The organism is Candidatus Moraniibacteriota bacterium, assembly GCA_026396275.1.
Classification (GTDB): Bacteria; Patescibacteriota; Minisyncoccia; order Moranbacterales; family JAPLXC01; genus JAPLXC01.
Genome location: JAPLXC010000004.1, coordinates 21074 through 39345, shown reverse-complemented (window position 1 = coordinate 39345; position 18272 = coordinate 21074). Strand labels below are relative to the sequence as shown.

Genomic DNA, 18272 nt, shown 5'->3' with positions numbered 1-18272 from the left:
TTAAGTTATCATCATTTCTTTGCTTTGACAAGTTTTTCTACCGGCTTAAAACTTTTCCGGTGAATTCGGCAAGGTCCATGCTTTTTTAATCTAAATCCATAGTGTGGATATTTTTTATGCATTTTCAACATTATCCGGTCACGGGTGACTTTAGCCGCAATTGAAGCAGCGGAAATGGATTTCACAAGTTTGTCACCGCTGACGATATTTTTTTGCTTATGGGAAAAATTGGGAATTTTGTGCTTGCCATCAACGAGTACTATGTATTTTGTATCTGGTATTTTGTACCTGGTGTCTAATATTTCTTTTTGATTTTTAAATTGTAATTTTGATTTTTGATTTTTGATTTTTGATTTCAGGTCTGATAGGGCCGCTTTCATCGCCAAAAAACTCGCTTGCAAAATATTTACCTTGTCAATTGTCCGGTGATCGCAAATTCCGATCCCTACGTAAAAGTGTTCTTGAATGAAATCAAATAATTTTTCCCGCTGCTTCGCAGATAAGGTTTTTGAATCGCGGATAAGATCAAACATCTTGACATTTGACATTTGACATTTGACATTTTTTTGGAAATTGAGATTTGGAAATTGGAAATTGCGGGTTATCGTTGCAGCAGCAACGACGGGGCCCGCCAATGGCCCTCTCCCCGCCTCATCAATGCCGATAATAAAATCATAGCCATCATTCAATAATTTATTTTCTAGTTCAAAGGTTGACTTTTTCATAAATTTATTATAACATCTTAAATAAGTTCACAGCAAAGGAGGAACTAATGAAAAGTTATAGGTGGTACCTTCATCCGATAGAAGTTTTAAAAGTATTAGCAGGATTAATTATCCTTCTTCCGGCAGTTATAATTCTTTATTTGCACGAAGCATTAAAGGCCTCCGGAAGAAGCTTAAAAAGCTTCTACGAAAAAATGGTGGAACTGAACAAATTACCAACTGATATTGGCAAAATTGAGAGTAAAACCCGAAGAAGGACGCCTTGGTAATGTGAAGCATTCCTTGTTTAAAAACCGCTAGAAGCGACATATAAACCGTCGCTTCTTTTCTTTTTCCCCAAACCTGCTATAATCAAATCACGGATTCGTACATTCGTATGTGATTAGTAATTCGTAGAGAACTACCCTGCAAACTCCAAAGGGGCAACCCGGGGAATGAGGATAGAATAAAAAAATGTCAAATTTCAAAGCTCAAATTTCCAAGATTTTTTAAACGCTCCATAAGGCCGTTTTTTATTTTTAATTTTTTGGATTTTATTTGACATTTGGGTTTTGAAATTGGGATTTTTTAAACACGAATTATGTCCGAAACCGCAAAACCCAAATTCACTCATTTACATGTCCACTCTCATTATTCTCTTCTCGACGGTCTCGCCAAAATCGACGAGCTTCTTGATCGCGCCAAGGAACTGGGCATGGACTCCCTGGCTCTCACTGACCACGGAGTGCTCTATGGCGCCGTGGAATTTTTCATTAAAGCCAAAGAGCGGGGAATAAAACCGATCATCGGCTGCGAGATGTATCTGGCTCCCAATGGGCTGGCCAATAAAAATCCGACTGCCGAAGACCGTCTTCGTTATCATCTCATCCTTTTAGTTAAAAACGAGAAGGGATACAAAAACTTAATGAAACTTATTTCCGTATCCCATCTTGAAGGGTTTTATTACAAGCCCAGGATTGATAAAGAAATTCTGCGCCGCCATTCAGAGGGCTTGATAGGCCTTAGCGGCTGCATCGAGGGAGAAATTCCTTCCCATATTGTTTCTGGTAAATATGAAAGGGCGAAGCAGGCAGCCCTGGAATACGAAAAAATTTTTGGCCGGGGTAATTTCTTTTTGGAATTGCAAGATCATCCAAATTATCCGGCGCAAAAAATTGCCAGCGAGGGGATAATAAAAATTTCCCGCGAGACCGGAATTCCGGTTGTTGCCACTAGCGATGTTCATTACGTGCAAAAGGACGACTCGCCGATTCAGGATATTCTGATTTGCATTCAAACCAACCGGAAGGTTCAGGAAAAAGACCGGATGAATCTCACTGCTTTTGATCTTTCAATGAGAACGCCGGCGGAACTGAAAGAGACCTTCCGGCATATTCCGGAAGCCCTCGCGAACACTCAAAAAATAGTAGATCAAATTAACTTTGAACTTCACTTGGGAAAAACCATTCTGCCTGAAATAGAAGTCCCTTCTGGTTTTACTCCAGAGAGTTATCTTCGGCATCTTGCTGAAGAAGGACTGGAAAAAAGATTCGGAAAAGGGTTTACTGAAGAACACCGCCAGCGAATGGAATATGAGCTCTCGGTCATAGAAAAGACCGCTTTTGCTTCGTATTTTCTGATCGTCCAGGACTTTGTCAACTGGGCCAAACAAAACAAAATCGTTGTCGGACCTGGCCGGGGAAGCGCTGCGGGAAGCTTGGTTTCTTATCTTATTGGAATAACCAATATTGATCCTATTAAATATAATCTCTTATTCGAACGCTTTCTCAACCCGGAAAGAATCTCAATGCCCGATATTGATATGGATTTTGCTGATGATCGGCGCGACGAAGTAATTGATTATGTGCGCCAAAAATATGGGCATGATCAAGTGGCCCAAATCATCACTTTTGGAACAATGGCGGCGCGCGCCGCTATCCGCGATGCCGGCCGAGCCCTAGGATACCCTTACGATTTTTGCGACAAAGCGGCTAAAATGATCCCGATTTTTTCTTCTATTGAAGACGCGCTGGATCAAGCCAGTGAATTCAGGCAATTATACCAGTCCGACCCCGCCGCTAAAAAACTCATTGACAGCGCCCGGCGCCTAGAGGGAGTGGCCCGTCACGCTTCAATGCACGCCTGCGGAGTGGTAATTACGAAAAATCCGGTAACGGAATATTCCCCTCTTCAGAAAATCGCCGGGAAAAAGGAAGGGACAGTTACCCAATATTCTTCTTCCACTAAATCAAGCTACGTGGAAAAAATCGGACTTTTGAAGATGGATTTTCTGGGGCTTAAAAACCTCACTATTATTCAAAACGCGCTTCGAATCGTGCGCAAAATAAAAAATATTGATATTAACATTGACGATATCCCCTTGGATGACAAAAAAACTTATCAGCTTCTCCAAGAAGCCAAGACCACCGGGGTATTTCAGTTGGAGAGTTCGGGAATGAAGCGGTATCTGAAGCAGCTCAAGCCGACTAACTTTGAAGATATTATCGCCATGGTGGCGCTTTTCCGTCCGGGACCCATGGAGTGGATTCCGGATTTCATAGCCGGAAAACACGGAAAGAAAAAAATCAACTATCTTCATCCCAAACTGGAACCAATTCTCAAAAACACCTACGGCGTCGCGGTTTACCAAGAACAAATTATGCAGATCGCCAGAGACCTGGCCGGTTTCACTCTCGGAGAAGCCGATGTTCTCCGGAAAGCGATGGGCAAAAAGATTCCCGAACTAATCAGACAGCAAAGGATCAAGTTTGTTGAGGGCTGCGTCCGCAACGGAATTGGAAAGAAAATCGCTGAAAAGGTTTTTGATTTTATTGAGCCCTTTGCTGGCTATGGTTTCAACCGGTCTCATGCCGCTTGTTACGCGCTTATCGGATACCAAACAGCTTATCTCAAAGCCCACTTCCCGGCTGAATTTATGGCAGCGCTTCTCACTTCCGACCAGGATGACATCGACCGGATCGCCATTGAAGTCGCCGAAACCACTGAAATGGGACTAGAAGTCCTTCCTCCCAACGTTAATGAAAGTTTTGAGGAATTTGCGGTGATTATCGGAGAAGACAAGGTGGAACGGATTCGCTTTGGGCTTAATGCCATAAAAAATGTCGGTCATACCATAGCCCATGAAGTTGTCGAGGAAAGGAAGCGCAGCGGAAAATACAAGAGTATTGCTGATTTCACCGAGCGCATTCAGCACAAGGACCTGAACAAAAAATCTCTGGAATCATTGATTAAAGTTGGAGCTCTCGACGAATTAGGCGAGCGCAATCAATTGCTTGCCAGTTTAGAAAACATCCTAATCTTTTCCCGCAATATTCAAAAGTCACGTTGTTCCAATCAATCAAGCTTGTTTAGTGATTCAATTCTTGCTCCCCCCACTATTCCGCTGGTTGCTACTGAACCGGCCACTAAAAAACAAAAGCTCGGGTGGGAAAAAGAACTTTTGGGGCTTTACGTCAGCGATCACCCTGTTTCTGATTTTCGCGAGTACCTGGAAAAAACGGTTATTCCTATCCGGTCTCTCGACAAAAAAATGGTTGGCGGCAAAGTCCGCCTCGGCGGAGTGATAAGCAGAATTCAAAAGGTTCACGTGAGAAACCAAAACAGTACCATGCTTTTCGTGACCATCGAGGACTTGCAGGGGCGGCTTGAGATTCTTGTTTTTCCCAAGGTTCTGGAAAGAACGTCAGGAGTATGGGAGGAAGATAGAATAGTAATTGTTGAAGGAAAACTTTCCGATAAGGAGGGTGTGTTTAAATTAATAGCGGATGAGGCGAAGATTATAAGCCAGCAGGATTTGGATAATTTCAAAAGAGTCCAGTCAATCCAAAAGACCAGCAGCGGTTACAATAAAGAAAGGAAAAAGCTAGTCATCACTCTTCCTTCTCATTCCCAGCAGGAAACCATTAAAAAGCTATCTCGTTTCTTTGATCAATGCGAGCTGGGAGCAATGAAGATTTATCTTAATATCAACGGGTCTAAACTGGAGACCCCATACTGCATCAAAGACAATGGTAAACTGAAAGAAGAATTAAAAAGTGTTATTCCAGAAGGAAGGATTGACATTTACTAATCACTAAATTCCACACTTTTCAAAATTAAGTCATACATCTCCACCATGTCGCTGGAAAGCGAGGCGCCGATGTATTTGTAACCGAAGTTGGTCATATGGTTGATACTATCTTTTTTAAATTGGGTGAAAATCATCCGCTCATCTCCTTGTTCAAGATAAGTCGATTTCGCGCTTTGGCAGGCTACTTTCAAATTTTTTGTTGTGTCCAGTTCCCAGCCCTCGTATCCCAGTGCTGTCATCTCTTCGCTTCGCCAAGAAAAAACAACGTCATCATTTCCCTCAAAATTTATAAGCTTATCGCTTACTTTGTCGTAAGTCCAATCGGCCGGGTACTTAAAGGAATAGTCGTATTTGTCGTTTTTATAAGTTTTCCAGGTTTTTATCGCCAATTTATCAGAAGCAGTCAAAGTTGAAGCGCAGCCGGTTTGAACGGCCGTGCGCGGAATAATTTTTACCGATATAAGAATTTTTTCGGCTAGTTTTTCCTCCGGAATTCCGGCCAGATCCGGATCGGTTGATTTGTGAGTTGTGTTATATGTAAATGAATTTACAAAAGAGTATTTTCCGTCGGAAGTTTTAGTTTCCCCGGCATTAGGAAAAAACATTTCCTGGGTTTCACCTTTATACACCTGCTTCACCACATCCACTTCTGTTCCGAGAATCGCAATTTTCTTTCCGGTATTTATAAAATCCCCGGCGCCCAGTCCCGTACGGTCGGTGGCTCCAAAATTATCACCCTTGTATTTCAGCCCCCAGTGAAGAAAATATTTCTTGCCAGGAGTATACAAAGTCACATATTTCACATACTTATCCAGAATCTCACTATGTTCGCTTGTTTCTTTTACTGTCCAGTCAGCCGGATATTTCAGCTGATATCCTACTTCTGAATTGGTATAAATATTCCAGCCGGCATATTCGTCCGCCGTTTCTTCACTCTGTCCTTCATTTCCCGCTTGATTTTCCTGCGTAGTTGCCTGGCCGGCCAGGTTTTCCGATTCTTTCTTAAGATTTTCCAATTGCTGTTTCAGCTCATTAAGCTGTGTTTGCTTTCCTGAATAGTATTTCCAGCCGAAATATCCCAGCGCGCCAAGCGCTAAAATCACTACAATAACCGTGCTAATAATTATCACTGGTTTCTTGCTTTTTTTCATAGGCATTACATCCTCGTTTTTGATTTTGAATTCTTCTGGCATATGGTTGTTGTTTTCGCCAGGGGAGAATCCGCCTTTGGCGGAAGCAGCTAGTAGTTAGTAGTAAGTTATTAGTTAATCCTATTCTACCACTTCTTAAAATTCAGTAAACTCAAACCTCAACCTTTGAAAAAAGATATGTTCCAATTGCCAGTACCAGAAAAGTCACGATGATTAAAAAAGTAAAATCACTTGTGAAGCCGAAATGAATTTGATTTGTCAGCGCCCCGCGAATACCGTCCACGCCGTAGGAGAGTGGATTGAAGCTTGTAATTGTATGCAATGCCCCTGAAACATTTTCTATCGGGAAAAGCGCTCCGGAAAGAAAGAAAAGAGGCATAATAAGAAAGTTGATTATCAAAGGAAAGGCCTGCATATCTTCGAGGCGCGAAGCAATGGCTGTTCCAAAGGCGGTGAAAAAAATCGCAATTAATACCATAAAAACCAAAGCCAGAAGCGACTGCGCCGCTATTTCCGGCCGGAATCCGATGAAAAGCGATATTATAAAAACCACAATTCCCTGCAAGGCTGCGACTGTTGCTCCGCCCAGAGTCCGGCCAAACATTATAGCCCAGCGCGGCACCGGAGCCACCAGCGTTTCTTTCAAAAACCCGAACTGACGGTCGTAAATGACTTCAATACCAGTGAACATGGCGGTGAAGATGATACTCATGGCAATAATGCCCGGCGCTAAAAATTCGATGTAATTTCCTCCGCCCGCACACTGATAAATCGGACCGAAGCCAAAACCCAGAGCCACCAGAAACAATATTGGCTGGCCTAAAGAGCCGATCATTCTGGGCTTCGAACGCCAATATCTTTTCACCTGCCGAAGCCAGAGAATATATATAATATTCACTATGTTCATAATGTCCAATTTATAATTGACCTGATTTCTGATTAATAACCAATACTTGAAATGATAATGTCTAAAATTTTATTAGTTTGTTCATTCCTAAATTGGGATTTGATTAGACATTAGAAATTAGTAATTAGAAATTTTCAATATTATCTTCTCCACACTTTTCTCGCCGTTCTTAATCTTTCGATTGCCGTCCCGCCTTCGTCGCGGATAGTTTCACCGGTGAGAGCAAGAAATGCGTCCTCAAGTGATATTGTGTTGGTTTTTAACTTTAATTCCTGCGCGGTACCTTCCGATATAATTTTTCCGTGATCAATGATGGCGATTCGATCTGCTACTTTTTCGGCTTCTTCCATATAGTGCGTCGTAAAAAAAACGGTAATTTTTTCTTTCTCATTCAAGTTTTTAATATAATTCCAAATGAGAGTTCGTGTTTGCGGATCAAGTCCTAATGTTGGTTCGTCCAAAAATAAAATTTTCGGGTGATGAAGAAGCCCGCGGGCAATTTCCAGCCGTCTTTTCATTCCGCCGGAAAATTCTTTGACCAAATCATCCTTTCTTTTCCAAAGCTCGACAATCTTTAACAATTCTTCAATCCTGGTTCGGCGAGTTACTTTGGGAATGCCGTAAAGTACTCCGTGAAATTCCATATTTTCATAAGCCGTAAGCTCATCATCCAAACTCTGGTCCTGAAAAGTAATTCCAAAAGAACAGCGTACGTCATCCGGATTTTCCACCGGATCAAAGCCGTTTATCAAAACTTTCCCGCTCGTCGGCTGAAGGAGCGTCGTAAATATTTTTATGGTGGTAGTTTTCCCGGCGCCATTCGGCCCTAAAAACGCAAAAATTTCCCCTTTGTTAACTGAAAAAGAAAAATTATCCACAGCGACGAAATCGCCGAATTTTTTGGTGAGATTTTTGACATTGATCATAAATATTGCATTTTTTGAATATTTTTAATATACTACAATTAATTGAATGAAACAATGACACGGCTACCAACCGTCGAGTTTCCGCAGAAGCTGGCGCAACAGCTTAAAGAGTGGTTTGATGGTTACATCGGACAACTTGGGTGGAACCCCCCGAAGTTACATCGGGGCCCAGGACCTATGTTTTTAGGTCTTTTATTTTTTAGCTATAATGAAAATATGTTAAGCAAAAAAAATAGCGATCTAGAAATTTTAAGGCACTCGGCTTCGCATGTTCTTGCCGCGGCGGTTTTGGAAATGTTTCCCGAAGCCAAATTTGGGATAGGCCCGGCTATTGAAAATGGTTTTTATTACGATTTTGATTTGCCGCGGACTCTCATTCCCGAAGACCTGGAAATCCTGGAGGAAAAAATGAAAAAAATCATTAAAGCTAATTATCCATTTGAGAGGCAAGAAATCACAGCCGAGAATGCCATTAAACATTTCAAAAAAGCCGGCCAGCCATATAAAGTCGAACTTCTAAATGACATTTCTGCTAATATAACAGTATGCTCCGATCGGAGTATACTGTCAAAAGAAAAAAAATCGGTGATGGTAACAATTTATAAAACTGGGGGCTTCGTCGATCTTTGTACAGGACCACATTTGGATTCTACTGGCGAAATAAATCCCGACGCGATTAAACTTACCAAAATCTCCGGCGCTTATTGGAAAGGCGATGAAAAAAACAAGCAATTGCAAAGAATTTATGGCGTGGTTTTTCAAACCAAAAAAGAGCTGAATGATTATTTGAAAAATATGGAAGAAGCTGAAAAAAGAGACCACAAAAAACTGGGGAAAGATTTGGATTTATATTCCTTTCACCCTGAATCTCCCGGTTCGGCTTTCTGGCATCCCAAGGGAATGATTATCTGGAACGAACTAGAACAATTAGGAAAAAACATACGTAAGAAATACGGTTATGAAGAAATACAGACGCCGATCCTGGCTAAAAGAAAACTTTGGGAAATCTCCGGCCACTGGGAGCATTATAAAGAAAGCATGTTTCACTTCGAAGTCGACAGTAATAAGTATGTTATCAAGCCAATGGACTGTCCTTTTAATATAAAAATTTACCAGGAAAAACAAAGGTCGTACAAAGAACTTCCAATAAGATATACGGAGATCGGCCATGTGATGCGCAACGAAAAATCGGGTGAGCTTAACGGCCTTTTGCGTGTTCGCCAAATTACCCAGGATGACTCGCACATTTTTCTCTCCAAAAATCAGGTTAAAGAAGAAATCAGGATATTGCTCAAGATGACGCGAGAATACTATGGTTGTTTTGGAATTGAGCCGAAATTTTATCTTTCCACCCGGCCAGATGATTTTATGGGAGATATTAGGACTTGGAATGAAGCTGAAAAAGATTTAGAAGATGCGCTTAAGAAAGAAAGAGTTAAATACGAAATAAAAGATAAAGAGGGTGTCTTTTACGGGCCGAAAATTGATATTGACATTAAAGACGCCTTGGGCCGCTCTTGGCAACTAGCTACCATTCAGCTTGACTTTCAACTTCCCCAAAGGTTTGAGATAGAATATGTAGATAAAGACGGAAAGAAAAAAACGCCGGTGATGATTCACGCTGCCATCTTTGGCGCTTTTGAAAGATTCATTGGAATTATTACGGAACACTTTGCCGGCGCTTTTCCCGTTTGGCTCTCTCCTGTTCAGGCGGTAATTATCCCAATTTCAGAAAAGTTTTCTAGATACGCTGAAAAAATTAATTCGCTTCTATTAGCTAATAATATTCGCTCTCAAATTAGCAACCAATCCGAGACACTAGGCAAACGCATCAGCGATGCCGAAAAGCAAAAAATCCCATATATGCTAGTGGTTGGAGAAAAAGAAATGGGAAGTGATAGTGTGAACGTTAGAGAAAGAGATAATAGAAATCAGGAAACTATGAAATTGGAGAAATTTATTGAAAAAATTACCAAAGAAATCACAGAAAAGAAATAACTCTTACTACACATACTGTCGGCCGACGTTAAGTGTAACATCGAATAAAGTACTGGTAACTATTCGCGCGAATAGTTACTTATCAGAAATTTGGACAAAAAAGAAAGCTGAGCGGATTTTCCGTCGGCTTATTTTTACTTTCTGCGTACATTTAAATGGCGCATATTTTACCAAACAAGACAGCAAGATTCAAGATTGTTGATCATATTAATCAATTCAATCTGCGGCACATGTTTTATTTTTTCAACAGCTGAATGCGTTATAAATGTCCAACCTTCTGCTTGTTCTGGAGGCGTATTAAACTTTCTTAGCGCCAATCTGTCTGAGTATAATGCTTGAAGCTCACCAAGAATCAAAAGACCTTTCTTAGTCAAAACAACTAGGGCAGGAAAAGCACCATTTCTTTTAATAATTTCTTTTATTTCTTTTTGCATTTGTTTTTTCTCCATTTTCCTCCTCCTTTGATTTTCACTGAAACTTTTAATTAAAAATCAGCGATCGGTTTAATGCATAACATGCTATACTTTTTGAAATATATTCTACGCCAGAAATCTCACGCAAGGGATAAACGCTGATCCCCGAATCTCTGGTAAAGAGAGCTCTTCCGCCGCCTTCAATGATTCCTAATTGAATATATTCGCCGAATTTTGATTCACCATTATTTTTGATGATTCTTAACATCGGCTGTTTGTCTCTTGAATATTCTACTATCTTTCTTATCTTACGTTCTAAAACTCCCGGCTTCATTTATCCTCCCTTGATTTTAGTTTTATTATTAAGTATCCTAATGAATACTTGTTTGTTAAAGAAACTTCCATGAAGTATTTCATCAAAACCTTTAGCTGTCAAGCAATTTTAACTGTCATTCTCGCGCAGGCGGGAATCCAGTAAAATTAACTAGATTCCGGATTGGAGTCCGGAATGACATATAAATTGAATGAAAAAATATTTTATTAAAACCTTTGGTTGTCAGATGAATTATAGCGATTCTGAACGAATTGCGGCATTTTTGGAATTGCATAAATTTAAGCCAGGGAAAAATATCAATGAGGCCAATCTGGTGATTTTCAACACCTGCGGCGTGCGCCAAAGCGCAGAGGATCGGGTTTATGGACAAATACATAATCTTACAACATGGAACACAAAACATAGAACAAAAAAGATTATTGTTTTAACCGGGTGCTTGGCAAATAGAAAAGATGTGCAGAGAAGGTTAAAAGATAAAGTTGATTTGTTTTGTGGAATAAAAGAATTCCCGGAAAAAATTTTGTCTGTCATTGCGACCTCACCTTGGCGGTGGAAGCAATCTCTAGATAATTTAAATGATGATAAATCTACAGGATTACCACGGTCGCGGAGTTTATCCGCCTTTGACGGGCTCCCTCGCAATGACAATTACCTAAACATTGAGCCAAAATACAACACAAAATATTCTGCCTTCGTGCCGATCATGACCGGCTGCAACAACTTTTGCTCTTATTGCGTTGTCCCCTATGCCCGAGGGAGGGAAATTTCCCGTCCGGCAAAGGAAATTATTAAGGAAGTCAGAGTTTTAGTGAAAAAGGGATATAAAGAAATTATTTTACTTGGACAAAACGCGAATTCTTATAATTATAGAAAAATAAACTTTTCCAAGCTTCTTAAAAAAATAAATGCTATCTCCGGCAATTTCTGGATTCATTTTCTAACCAGCCACCCGAAAGATATGTCAGATGAATTGATTAAGACAATTGCTAAATGCGAAAAAGTTTGTGAATATGTGCATCTTCCCATCCAGGCCGGAGACGACGAAATACTAAGAAGAATGAACAGAAACTATACGGCCAGACATTATCCGGGACTGATTAAAAAAATTAAATCCGCGTTTACTAAATACAAGCCGGGAGTTTTATATGCGATAACCTCTGACATAATTGTTGGTTTTCCCGGGGAAACCAGAAAACAATTTGCCAAATCCGCTGAAATTATGAGAAAAGTCAAATATGATATGGTTTACTTTGGCCAATTTTCTCCCCGCCCGGGAACCGCCGCTTGGAAGATGAAAGATAATGTTTCCAAAAAAGAAAAAGAAAGGCGGGAAAAATTTTTGAATGAAATTCTGAAAATTACGGCATTTGAGAATAATAAAAATTATTTGGGAAAAATATTTAAAGTCATAATAGACAGCCAAAAAGATGGATTTTATTTCGGCAGAACCAGAACAATGAAGAATGTAAAATTTAAAAGCGCTCAAAAAAATCTCGTTGGCAAATTTGTCAAAATTAAAATTATTAAAGCTAACATTTGGAATTTAGAGGGAATTTTATCATAATACGCCCCCTTAGCGTCCATATGCAAATCCTTGCATATGCAAGGATTTGCATATTTCATTTAGTATGAAAAATTCGAGTGGTAAAATTATTGTAATATTGGGGCCAACTTCCAGCGGCAAGTCTGACGTTGCGATTAAACTTGCCAAAAAATTCGGCGGCGAGGTGATTTCAGCTGACAGCCGGCAAGTATATCGTCATATGGACATAGGAACAGGCAAGATTCATGGAACATGCAACATGAAGCATAAAACATTTATATCCGAAGGAATTACCCACTACATGATAGATATTGTTAGCCCAAAAACTGAATATAATGTAGCAAAATTTAAAAAAGCAGTTGACAAAATTATCCCTGCTCTTTTAAAACGCGGTAAATTGCCTATTATTTGCGGCGGGACAGGATTTTGGATCAAAGCCATTATGGATAATGTCCAGTTCCCCGCCGTTGCGCCCAATAAAGAGTTACGTAACAAGTTACGCAACAGGTCCGCGGAAACATTATTTAAAATGCTTCAAAAATTAGATTTCGAAAGAGCGAAAAATATTGACAAAAATAATAAAGTGAGGTTGATTAGGGCAATTGAGATAGCCAAAGTTTTGGGATATGTCCCAAAACCAAATTTCCAATTTCCAATTTCCAATTTCCAATTTCTTCAGATTGGAATAAAACTGCCAAAAGAAAAATTGCACAAAAATATCAAAGTTCGGTTAGAAAAAAGATTCTATCAGGGAATGATAAAGGAAGTAAAAGATTTGCATTTTAAATATGGCGTAAGATGGAAACGGCTGGAAAGTTTCGGCCTTGAATATCACTGGATTGCGCTGTATCTGCAAAAGAAAATAGGACTTCAGGAAATGAAAGAAAAACTTTATCAAGAAATTAAAAACTACGCCAGACGGCAAATGACATGGTTCAGGAAAGACAAAAGAGTTGAATGGCTAGAAAGTTATAAGAAAATTAAGGAAGCAAGTGAAAAATTCTTAAAATAAAATTTTTAAGGTCTCGATTAATATCGAGACCTATTTTTTTACTTTAAGTATACATTGCAATTATCGTTGCAATTTTTCTTACTTACTTCAGGATTTTCACAACCTTTGCATATCTTTGAGTGGCAATGACTGCATCTCCTACAGACACATTTTTTGTTTTGCCTTAATTGCTTTTCTGTCAATAATGGCCCTGCCATTTTCACCTCCTTTTATTACGTAATCTAATGCCAAACTTAGTTGCTAGGATTATACATCTTTTCCACTTTATCCAAGATGCCGGAAAAATATTCATATTTGATTTCTTTGTCTTTGTTCCTTAAGTCTTTGTTTTTCATATCCTCTATATAATCTCTTATTTCCTGGAAAGTCAAAAAAGTAACTACTATGTCTGAATTATCTATTTTCTCTTTTATTTCTTTAAGTAGCGTTTCCTCATTGCCCTTTTCTCTTAAAATTGCCACAGAATCTTCTATCATGCAATAAATCGCCTTGGCCAATCGACCAATGTTCTCGCTTTCAACACGAGGTTTTTTCTTGTCTATCTCTGACGCCTCTGGCGTTATAATTTCTCGATTTGGCATATTTTTAGTTCAATTTAATTTTTAGTATTTTTGCCACCATTTTGGGATTAGCCCGGCCGCCGGTTTTTGCCATTACTTGGCCTATCAAAAACTGCAACGCATTGGCTTTCCCCTTTTTATAATCCTCCATTGATTGAGTATTTTTGTCAAGCACCTGTTGGATAGTTTTGTCTAACTCACTTTCATCGCTGACTTGGGCCAAGTTTTTGGCCTTGATTATCTGTGATGGATCTCCGCCGGTTTTGTACATTTCTTCAAGGACTGTCTGGGCAGCACTGGAACTTATCTTCCCATCCGCGATAAAACCTACAAGTTCCGCGTAGTTTTCCGGAGTGATTTTTATGTCCCTAACCGTCACCCCGTCGCGAATCAGATGCTTTTGCAGTTCGCTGACGATATAGTTGGCCGAAAGTTTAACGCATTTATTTTCATCCGCACATACTTCACTGCTTTCCCTTTTTTCTTTAATTTCTGAAACTACCTGTTCAAAGTAATCCGCCAAACCCTTATCGCTGACTATTACCTCAACATTTTCCGAAGATAAATTATATTCCGCGATTAATCTTTTCTTTTTGGCATCGGGAAGTTCCGGGAGTTTAGCGCGCAAGTTATTAATATAATCTTCAGTAAACTTCAGTGGCGGAATATCTGGTTCGGGAAAGTAGCGGTAATCATGAGCTGATTCTTTGGTTCGCTGGGATACAGTAATATTTTTGTTGCTGTCATAGCCTCTAGTTTCCTGAATTACTTTTTCACCTTTCTCTAAAATTTCAGTTTGTCTTTTAATTTCATAATCAATAGCTTTCTCAACAAACTTGAAAGAGTTGATATTTTTTACTTCCACTTTAACTCCACTTAGCTTATTTTCGCCTTCTTTGTATAGCGAGATGTTAGCTTCGCAGCGCATGTGCCCTTTTTCCATATCGGCTTCGGAAATTTCAAGATAGCGGCAAATTTGCTGGAGTTTTTGACAAAATAATCGCGCCTCGGCTCCGGATTCAATATCCGGTTCCGTCACTAGTTCCATAAGTGGCACTCCAGCCCGGTTAAAATCTACTAAAGTATAACCTGCCCCGGCGGGGCTTGCCCCGTTATCGCGAAGCGATTTTACGGGGTGTATTAATTTTCCCGTATCTTCTTCTAAGTGAATCCTCGTAATTCCGATAATCTTCCCGCTCCCCATTTCTAATTTTCCACTTCTACATAACGGCTGATCGTACTGTGAAATTTGGTAGCCCTTGGGAAGATCGGGATAAAAATAATTTTTGCGGTCAAATTTGGATTCTTTTGCAATTTCGCAATTCAATGCTAACCCGGCCAGCTGCACAAATTCTATTGCCTGGCGATTGGGAACCGGAAGAGTGCCGGGCTGGCCCGTGCAAACCGGGCAGATATGAACGTTGGGCTTTTTTTCCTCTCCCATCGCGTTTTTAGAATCACAAAACATCTTGCTCTTTGTTTTGAGCTCGACATGAACCTCCATGCCAATTGTGGCTTTGTATTTACTCATATAAGTTCAATACTTGCCCCGTGGTCATGCCTCGTGACTTTACAGGGTGGACTTCCATTCCTATTACTGATATGTATTTCATATTATTTCAGCTTACTCCTGTGCTTCCAAATCTTCCGTTGCCCCTGGCACTTTCTTCTAGGTTCTCTGCTTCAATAATTTCCGGATCCTCAACTTTCTGTATAAGCATTTGGGCAATCTTGTCGCCTTTGTTTATTTTATAATCTTTATGACCTAAATTAACAAGAACAATTCCGACTTCACCCCGATAACCACTGTCAATTACTCCTGCTACTGTTTTAATTCCACCATTCCAAGCAATTCCGCTTTTGTCCCAAATGAGCCCGGCATAGCCACCCGGGATTTGTATCGCAATTCCGGTTCGGCAAGAAACTCTTTCTCCTGGTTTTATATTCACGTTTTCCAGAGAATACAAATCCATTCCGGCGTCTCCGGGATGGGCGTAGGAAGGAATCTTTGCCTCGGGCTCAAGTTTTTTGACAAAAATTTTCATTTGGCTAGTTTTTCCCAATTCTTCTTATAAAACTGAAATTTTTTCTCAAACACCTCCCGCGGCGTTTCTCGAATGCTAAGCATTTTTAACTTTCCTTTTAGTAGCTTGACTACTTTTTCCTTTTCTATTCTCCTTGTCATTTTTTCCAGCTCAATAATATAGCCGTATCCTTTGGTAAAATCAACTGTTACTGTAATTCCCTGCCATCTGAAAGTATGTCTAGTTCGCAGCCATTTTATATCGACCTTATAACCAAGAGCATCAAACAATTTTTTTAATTCATTAAAATCACCGCTATCAAATTTTATTTCAATTTCTTCCCGGAAGTCGTCATGAATTTTTCCTTTCTTGAACCAGATCTTTGAATAAAAATTATTCTTTTGGATCCGCAGATCCCACAGTCCTTTAAAATAATAAGTTTCCTGCTTGTCTTTGCTAATTAGCTTTCCTCTCTCTTCAAAAAATTTCAGTAATTCATCATATTCCTCTTTGGAAATAAAACTCCTAATTTCAACTTCGATATTTCTCCTTTTCATAAAATGGCTTGTCTTCAAATCAATTTTATCTTATCATACTGGTCAAAAAAATAAAGGCCGACGGATGTCGACCTTTTTGCAACTAAAGAGTTTTTGAAAATTCCTCCTTATCTTTTGCCGCTATTTTGCTAATAACAACTTTATCCACATTCAGAACATTTACTAAATCAAAGTACTGTTCATAGAGGTGAAGCCCGTCGCTATAAGCAATCATTTTCCCGTCAGAGCACTCAAAATCGAGATGAGCAAAAACAAATTCTTTGAGTAGTTGCAGCCCTCCCAGATTTTCTGGCAGACCTGCATATAAGTCCCAAGATCTAAAAAAAACTGTCATAATCAATTTTCCTTTTACAACCTTAAAGCTTATAAGCTTTAAACAGGGTGGATCAGGAAGATTAATTGAATTAATATCCCCGATGCTTATGCAGGCCTGATTAGTGTTTCCTTTTGCCTTATTCAATATTTCGATTATTTTCGGAACTTGTGGAACAATGTAGGTGCCATAGGTATATTCCTCATTTTCTTTGACCTCGGTGCTCATCAGATATTCGGCAAAATATTTATCTATTTTTTCATCACTGGTACTGGCGGGAATTCCAGGCGGCAAAACTGGAGCCAGCGGTCTTTTACTCGGATCCCCTATTATTATCTGGACATTTTCCAACTGTTTTCTAATTTGCCCGACATAACTCCCGCCTTTTACTACAAAATCCCAGCCATTTCTCACGCAAAGAAGCATTGCTTCTCTGTAACCATCATCAATCCGGCCATTAACCATAACAGTATTACTATCTTCAAAAATCATCTTCTCCCACCTCCTTAAATTTTCAAAAAGCTTTTATTTCTTCCTTACAAAATTATCGGCTTTTTAGTGTAATATTATCTAATAAATTTGTCAATAATTTTAATTACATCCTGTGAAATTTTTTCGACGGGCTGTTCCCCGTTGATAGTAAAGAAATTTTTATATTTTTTGTTTTTACCTATTTTAATATAGGTTCTTAAGACCTTTCCCATTTTTTCCTCCTTTTCAAAAATTTCTTTTCTGAATCTTGAAAGATCTAATCTTTTAATGCACTCTTTTGGAGAAACATTGATGAAAAAAGTGACATCAGGTTTTGGAAATTTTTCATTGATTTTTTCCAGCCATCTAGTGTCATTATTCAAAGAGCCAAAGGCGATGGTTGAAAAAAAGTAGCGGCTTGATAACACGATATTTCCTTTCGCAAGCGCCGGGTACACTTCTGTTTCAAGATGATGCGCCCTGTCAGCGCAATAGAGAAGCTGTAATCCGGTGTTGCTCAATTTCCAATGATGCGTCAAAACTGCCCGAATTAATCCGCCAATTAAACTGCTTGATGGTTCAGCTGTCATATGCACTTTTTTTCCTTTTAATTTTAGATATTTTTCTAATAAGTTTATTTGCGTTGTCTGGCCGGAACCATCAAGTCCTTCAAAGACAATGAACAATCTCCGTTTCTTGTTTTTTTTCATATTTTTATTCTCTGACTAACTCCACAAATTTATAATTATATTTCTCATCTGAACTTTTTTCTTCTTTAACAATTTTACTAAACTCCGAATAATCTGGAAAAAAAGTATCAGCTTCAAAGTTTCCTTCAATAATAGTTAAATACAATTTGTCAGCCAGTAGTAGAAATTGTCGGTAAATTAATCCTCCGCCACAAATAAATATTTCTTCTTTCTCTATTTCCCTAGCTTTTTTCAGAGATTCTTCAATTGATCTTGTCACAATAACATTTTGGGGATTAAAATCGGGATTGTTCGAAATAACAATATTGGTGCGGTTTGGCAGAGGTTTTCCAAGCGACTCAAAAGTTTTTTGCCCCATTATTATTGCGTGTCCAGTGGTGAGATTTTTAAAACGTCTTAGGTCTTCCGGAATATGCCAAAGCAATTTATTATCTTTGCCGATAGCCCGATTTTTTTCGGCAATAGCTGCGATGATAGAGATAGTCGATTTCATTACATTTTAATATGTCATTCTGAACTTGTTTCAGAATCTAATTAGATTCCGGATCAAGCCCGGAGT

At 39.2% G+C, this 18272-nt stretch carries 18 protein-coding genes; 5 read left to right on the top strand and 13 right to left on the bottom strand.

Annotated features, from left to right (window positions below; all coding sequences use genetic code 11):
* Window positions 1-11 precede the first annotated feature (11 nt).
* Entirely contained in the window at window positions 12-725 is a 714-nt protein-coding gene (locus NT136_01210) for a ribonuclease HII (GenBank protein ID MCX6765562.1), read from the bottom strand.
* A 47-nt stretch (window positions 726-772) separates the two neighbouring features.
* Between NT136_01210 and NT136_01205 the strand changes: the two genes are divergently transcribed.
* Together NT136_01205 and NT136_01200 are read left to right on the top strand one after the other, a co-directional pair.
* Entirely contained in the window at window positions 773-994 is a 222-nt protein-coding gene (locus tag NT136_01205) for a hypothetical protein (protein ID MCX6765561.1), read from the top strand.
* Between the two features lie 311 nt (window positions 995-1305).
* Window positions 1306-4794, top strand: coding sequence for a DNA polymerase III subunit alpha (locus tag NT136_01200; GenBank protein ID MCX6765560.1), 3489 nt, complete (start codon window positions 1306-1308; stop codon window positions 4792-4794).
* On the opposite strand, the gene NT136_01195 is transcribed toward NT136_01200, so the two are convergent.
* The 3 genes from NT136_01195 to NT136_01185 all read right to left on the bottom strand — a co-directional run bounded on the left by NT136_01195 (window position 4791) and on the right by NT136_01185 (window position 7778).
* Window positions 4791-5987, bottom strand: coding sequence for a hypothetical protein (locus tag NT136_01195; protein MCX6765559.1), 1197 nt, complete (start codon window positions 5985-5987; stop codon window positions 4791-4793). The two genes, NT136_01200 and NT136_01195, sit on opposite strands and share 4 nt — an antisense overlap.
* A gap of 109 nt (window positions 5988-6096) precedes the next feature.
* Window positions 6097-6846: an ABC transporter permease gene (locus NT136_01190; protein ID MCX6765558.1), complete on the bottom strand. Its 750-nt coding sequence runs from the start codon at window positions 6844-6846 to the stop codon at window positions 6097-6099.
* Window positions 6847-6992: 146 nt separating this feature from the next.
* Window positions 6993-7778 carry an ATP-binding cassette domain-containing protein gene (locus NT136_01185; protein MCX6765557.1) on the bottom strand — a complete coding sequence of 262 codons (786 nt, stop codon included), beginning with the start codon at window positions 7776-7778 and terminating at the stop codon, window positions 6993-6995.
* A 216-nt stretch (window positions 7779-7994) separates the two neighbouring features.
* On the opposite strand from NT136_01185, the gene thrS reads away from it, so the two are divergent.
* A complete protein-coding gene (gene thrS, locus NT136_01180) occupies window positions 7995-9776 on the top strand; it encodes a threonine--tRNA ligase (GenBank protein MCX6765556.1) in 1782 nt (593 codons plus the stop codon).
* Between the two features lie 167 nt (window positions 9777-9943).
* Here thrS and NT136_01175 read toward each other — a convergent pair whose 3' ends face one another.
* A complete protein-coding gene (locus NT136_01175; GenBank protein ID MCX6765555.1) occupies window positions 9944-10225 on the bottom strand; it encodes a hypothetical protein in 282 nt (93 codons plus the stop codon).
* Between the two features lie 31 nt (window positions 10226-10256).
* Window positions 10257-10523: a hypothetical protein gene (locus NT136_01170; GenBank protein ID MCX6765554.1), complete on the bottom strand. Its 267-nt coding sequence runs from the start codon at window positions 10521-10523 to the stop codon at window positions 10257-10259.
* A 190-nt stretch (window positions 10524-10713) separates the two neighbouring features.
* Between NT136_01170 and miaB the strand changes: the two genes are divergently transcribed.
* Both miaB and miaA read left to right on the top strand, forming a co-directional pair.
* Window positions 10714-12087, top strand: a complete 1374-nt coding sequence (gene miaB / locus NT136_01165) for a tRNA (N6-isopentenyl adenosine(37)-C2)-methylthiotransferase MiaB (GenBank protein ID MCX6765553.1) — start codon at window positions 10714-10716, stop codon at window positions 12085-12087.
* A 64-nt stretch (window positions 12088-12151) separates the two neighbouring features.
* The gene (gene miaA / locus NT136_01160; protein ID MCX6765552.1) at window positions 12152-13078 is read left to right on the top strand and encodes a tRNA (adenosine(37)-N6)-dimethylallyltransferase MiaA; all 927 of its coding nucleotides are present in this window, start codon (window positions 12152-12154) and stop codon (window positions 13076-13078) included.
* A gap of 233 nt (window positions 13079-13311) precedes the next feature.
* Here miaA and NT136_01155 read toward each other — a convergent pair whose 3' ends face one another.
* The 7 genes from NT136_01155 to NT136_01125 all read right to left on the bottom strand — a co-directional run bounded on the left by NT136_01155 (window position 13312) and on the right by NT136_01125 (window position 18206).
* Window positions 13312-13659 (bottom strand): hypothetical protein, encoded by a 348-nt coding sequence (locus NT136_01155; protein MCX6765551.1) that lies wholly within the window; start codon window positions 13657-13659, stop codon window positions 13312-13314.
* A 4-nt stretch (window positions 13660-13663) separates the two neighbouring features.
* A complete protein-coding gene (gene gatB / locus NT136_01150) occupies window positions 13664-15169 on the bottom strand; it encodes an Asp-tRNA(Asn)/Glu-tRNA(Gln) amidotransferase subunit GatB (protein ID MCX6765550.1) in 1506 nt (501 codons plus the stop codon).
* An 88-nt stretch (window positions 15170-15257) separates the two neighbouring features.
* The gene (gene dut, locus NT136_01145; GenBank protein MCX6765549.1) at window positions 15258-15683 is read right to left on the bottom strand and encodes a dUTP diphosphatase; all 426 of its coding nucleotides are present in this window, start codon (window positions 15681-15683) and stop codon (window positions 15258-15260) included.
* Complete coding sequence (locus tag NT136_01140) at window positions 15680-16219, bottom strand: CYTH domain-containing protein (GenBank protein MCX6765548.1); 540 nt, start codon at window positions 16217-16219, stop codon at window positions 15680-15682. Before NT136_01140 ends, dut begins: the two co-directional genes overlap by 4 nt.
* Window positions 16220-16301: 82 nt before the next feature.
* Complete coding sequence (locus NT136_01135) at window positions 16302-17024, bottom strand: thymidylate synthase (protein ID MCX6765547.1); 723 nt, start codon at window positions 17022-17024, stop codon at window positions 16302-16304.
* 74 nt (window positions 17025-17098) lie between these two features.
* The gene (tmk, locus tag NT136_01130) at window positions 17099-17713 is read right to left on the bottom strand and encodes a dTMP kinase (protein MCX6765546.1); all 615 of its coding nucleotides are present in this window, start codon (window positions 17711-17713) and stop codon (window positions 17099-17101) included.
* A 4-nt stretch (window positions 17714-17717) separates the two neighbouring features.
* Window positions 17718-18206, bottom strand: a complete 489-nt coding sequence (locus NT136_01125) for a dihydrofolate reductase (GenBank protein ID MCX6765545.1) — start codon at window positions 18204-18206, stop codon at window positions 17718-17720.
* Window positions 18207-18272: the final 66 nt, after the last annotated feature.

Excerpts from the sequence above, each read along its gene's own strand:
- dut (MCX6765549.1), bottom strand. The coding sequence starts at position 15,683 with ATGAAAATTTTTGTCAAAAAACTTGAGCCCGAGGCAAAGATTCCTTCC.
- NT136_01200 (MCX6765560.1), top strand. The coding sequence starts at position 1,306 with ATGTCCGAAACCGCAAAACCCAAATTCACTCATTTACATGTCCACTCT.
- NT136_01185 (MCX6765557.1), bottom strand. The coding sequence starts at position 7,778 with ATGATCAATGTCAAAAATCTCACCAAAAAATTCGGCGATTTCGTCGCT.
- NT136_01210 (MCX6765562.1), bottom strand. The coding sequence starts at position 725 with ATGAAAAAGTCAACCTTTGAACTAGAAAATAAATTATTGAATGATGGC.
- miaA (MCX6765552.1), top strand. The coding sequence starts at position 12,152 with ATGAAAAATTCGAGTGGTAAAATTATTGTAATATTGGGGCCAACTTCC.
- NT136_01195 (MCX6765559.1), bottom strand. The coding sequence starts at position 5,987 with ATGCCAGAAGAATTCAAAATCAAAAACGAGGATGTAATGCCTATGAAA.
- NT136_01205 (MCX6765561.1), top strand. The coding sequence starts at position 773 with ATGAAAAGTTATAGGTGGTACCTTCATCCGATAGAAGTTTTAAAAGTA.
- tmk (MCX6765546.1), bottom strand. The coding sequence starts at position 17,713 with ATGAAAAAAAACAAGAAACGGAGATTGTTCATTGTCTTTGAAGGACTT.
- gatB (MCX6765550.1), bottom strand. The coding sequence starts at position 15,169 with ATGAGTAAATACAAAGCCACAATTGGCATGGAGGTTCATGTCGAGCTC.
- NT136_01175 (MCX6765555.1), bottom strand. The coding sequence starts at position 10,225 with ATGGAGAAAAAACAAATGCAAAAAGAAATAAAAGAAATTATTAAAAGA.
- miaB (MCX6765553.1), top strand. The coding sequence starts at position 10,714 with ATGAAAAAATATTTTATTAAAACCTTTGGTTGTCAGATGAATTATAGC.
- NT136_01125 (MCX6765545.1), bottom strand. The coding sequence starts at position 18,206 with ATGAAATCGACTATCTCTATCATCGCAGCTATTGCCGAAAAAAATCGG.
- NT136_01140 (MCX6765548.1), bottom strand. The coding sequence starts at position 16,219 with ATGAAAAGGAGAAATATCGAAGTTGAAATTAGGAGTTTTATTTCCAAA.
- NT136_01170 (MCX6765554.1), bottom strand. The coding sequence starts at position 10,523 with ATGAAGCCGGGAGTTTTAGAACGTAAGATAAGAAAGATAGTAGAATAT.
- NT136_01155 (MCX6765551.1), bottom strand. The coding sequence starts at position 13,659 with ATGCCAAATCGAGAAATTATAACGCCAGAGGCGTCAGAGATAGACAAG.
- thrS (MCX6765556.1), top strand. The coding sequence starts at position 7,995 with ATGTTAAGCAAAAAAAATAGCGATCTAGAAATTTTAAGGCACTCGGCT.
- NT136_01135 (MCX6765547.1), bottom strand. The coding sequence starts at position 17,024 with ATGATTTTTGAAGATAGTAATACTGTTATGGTTAATGGCCGGATTGAT.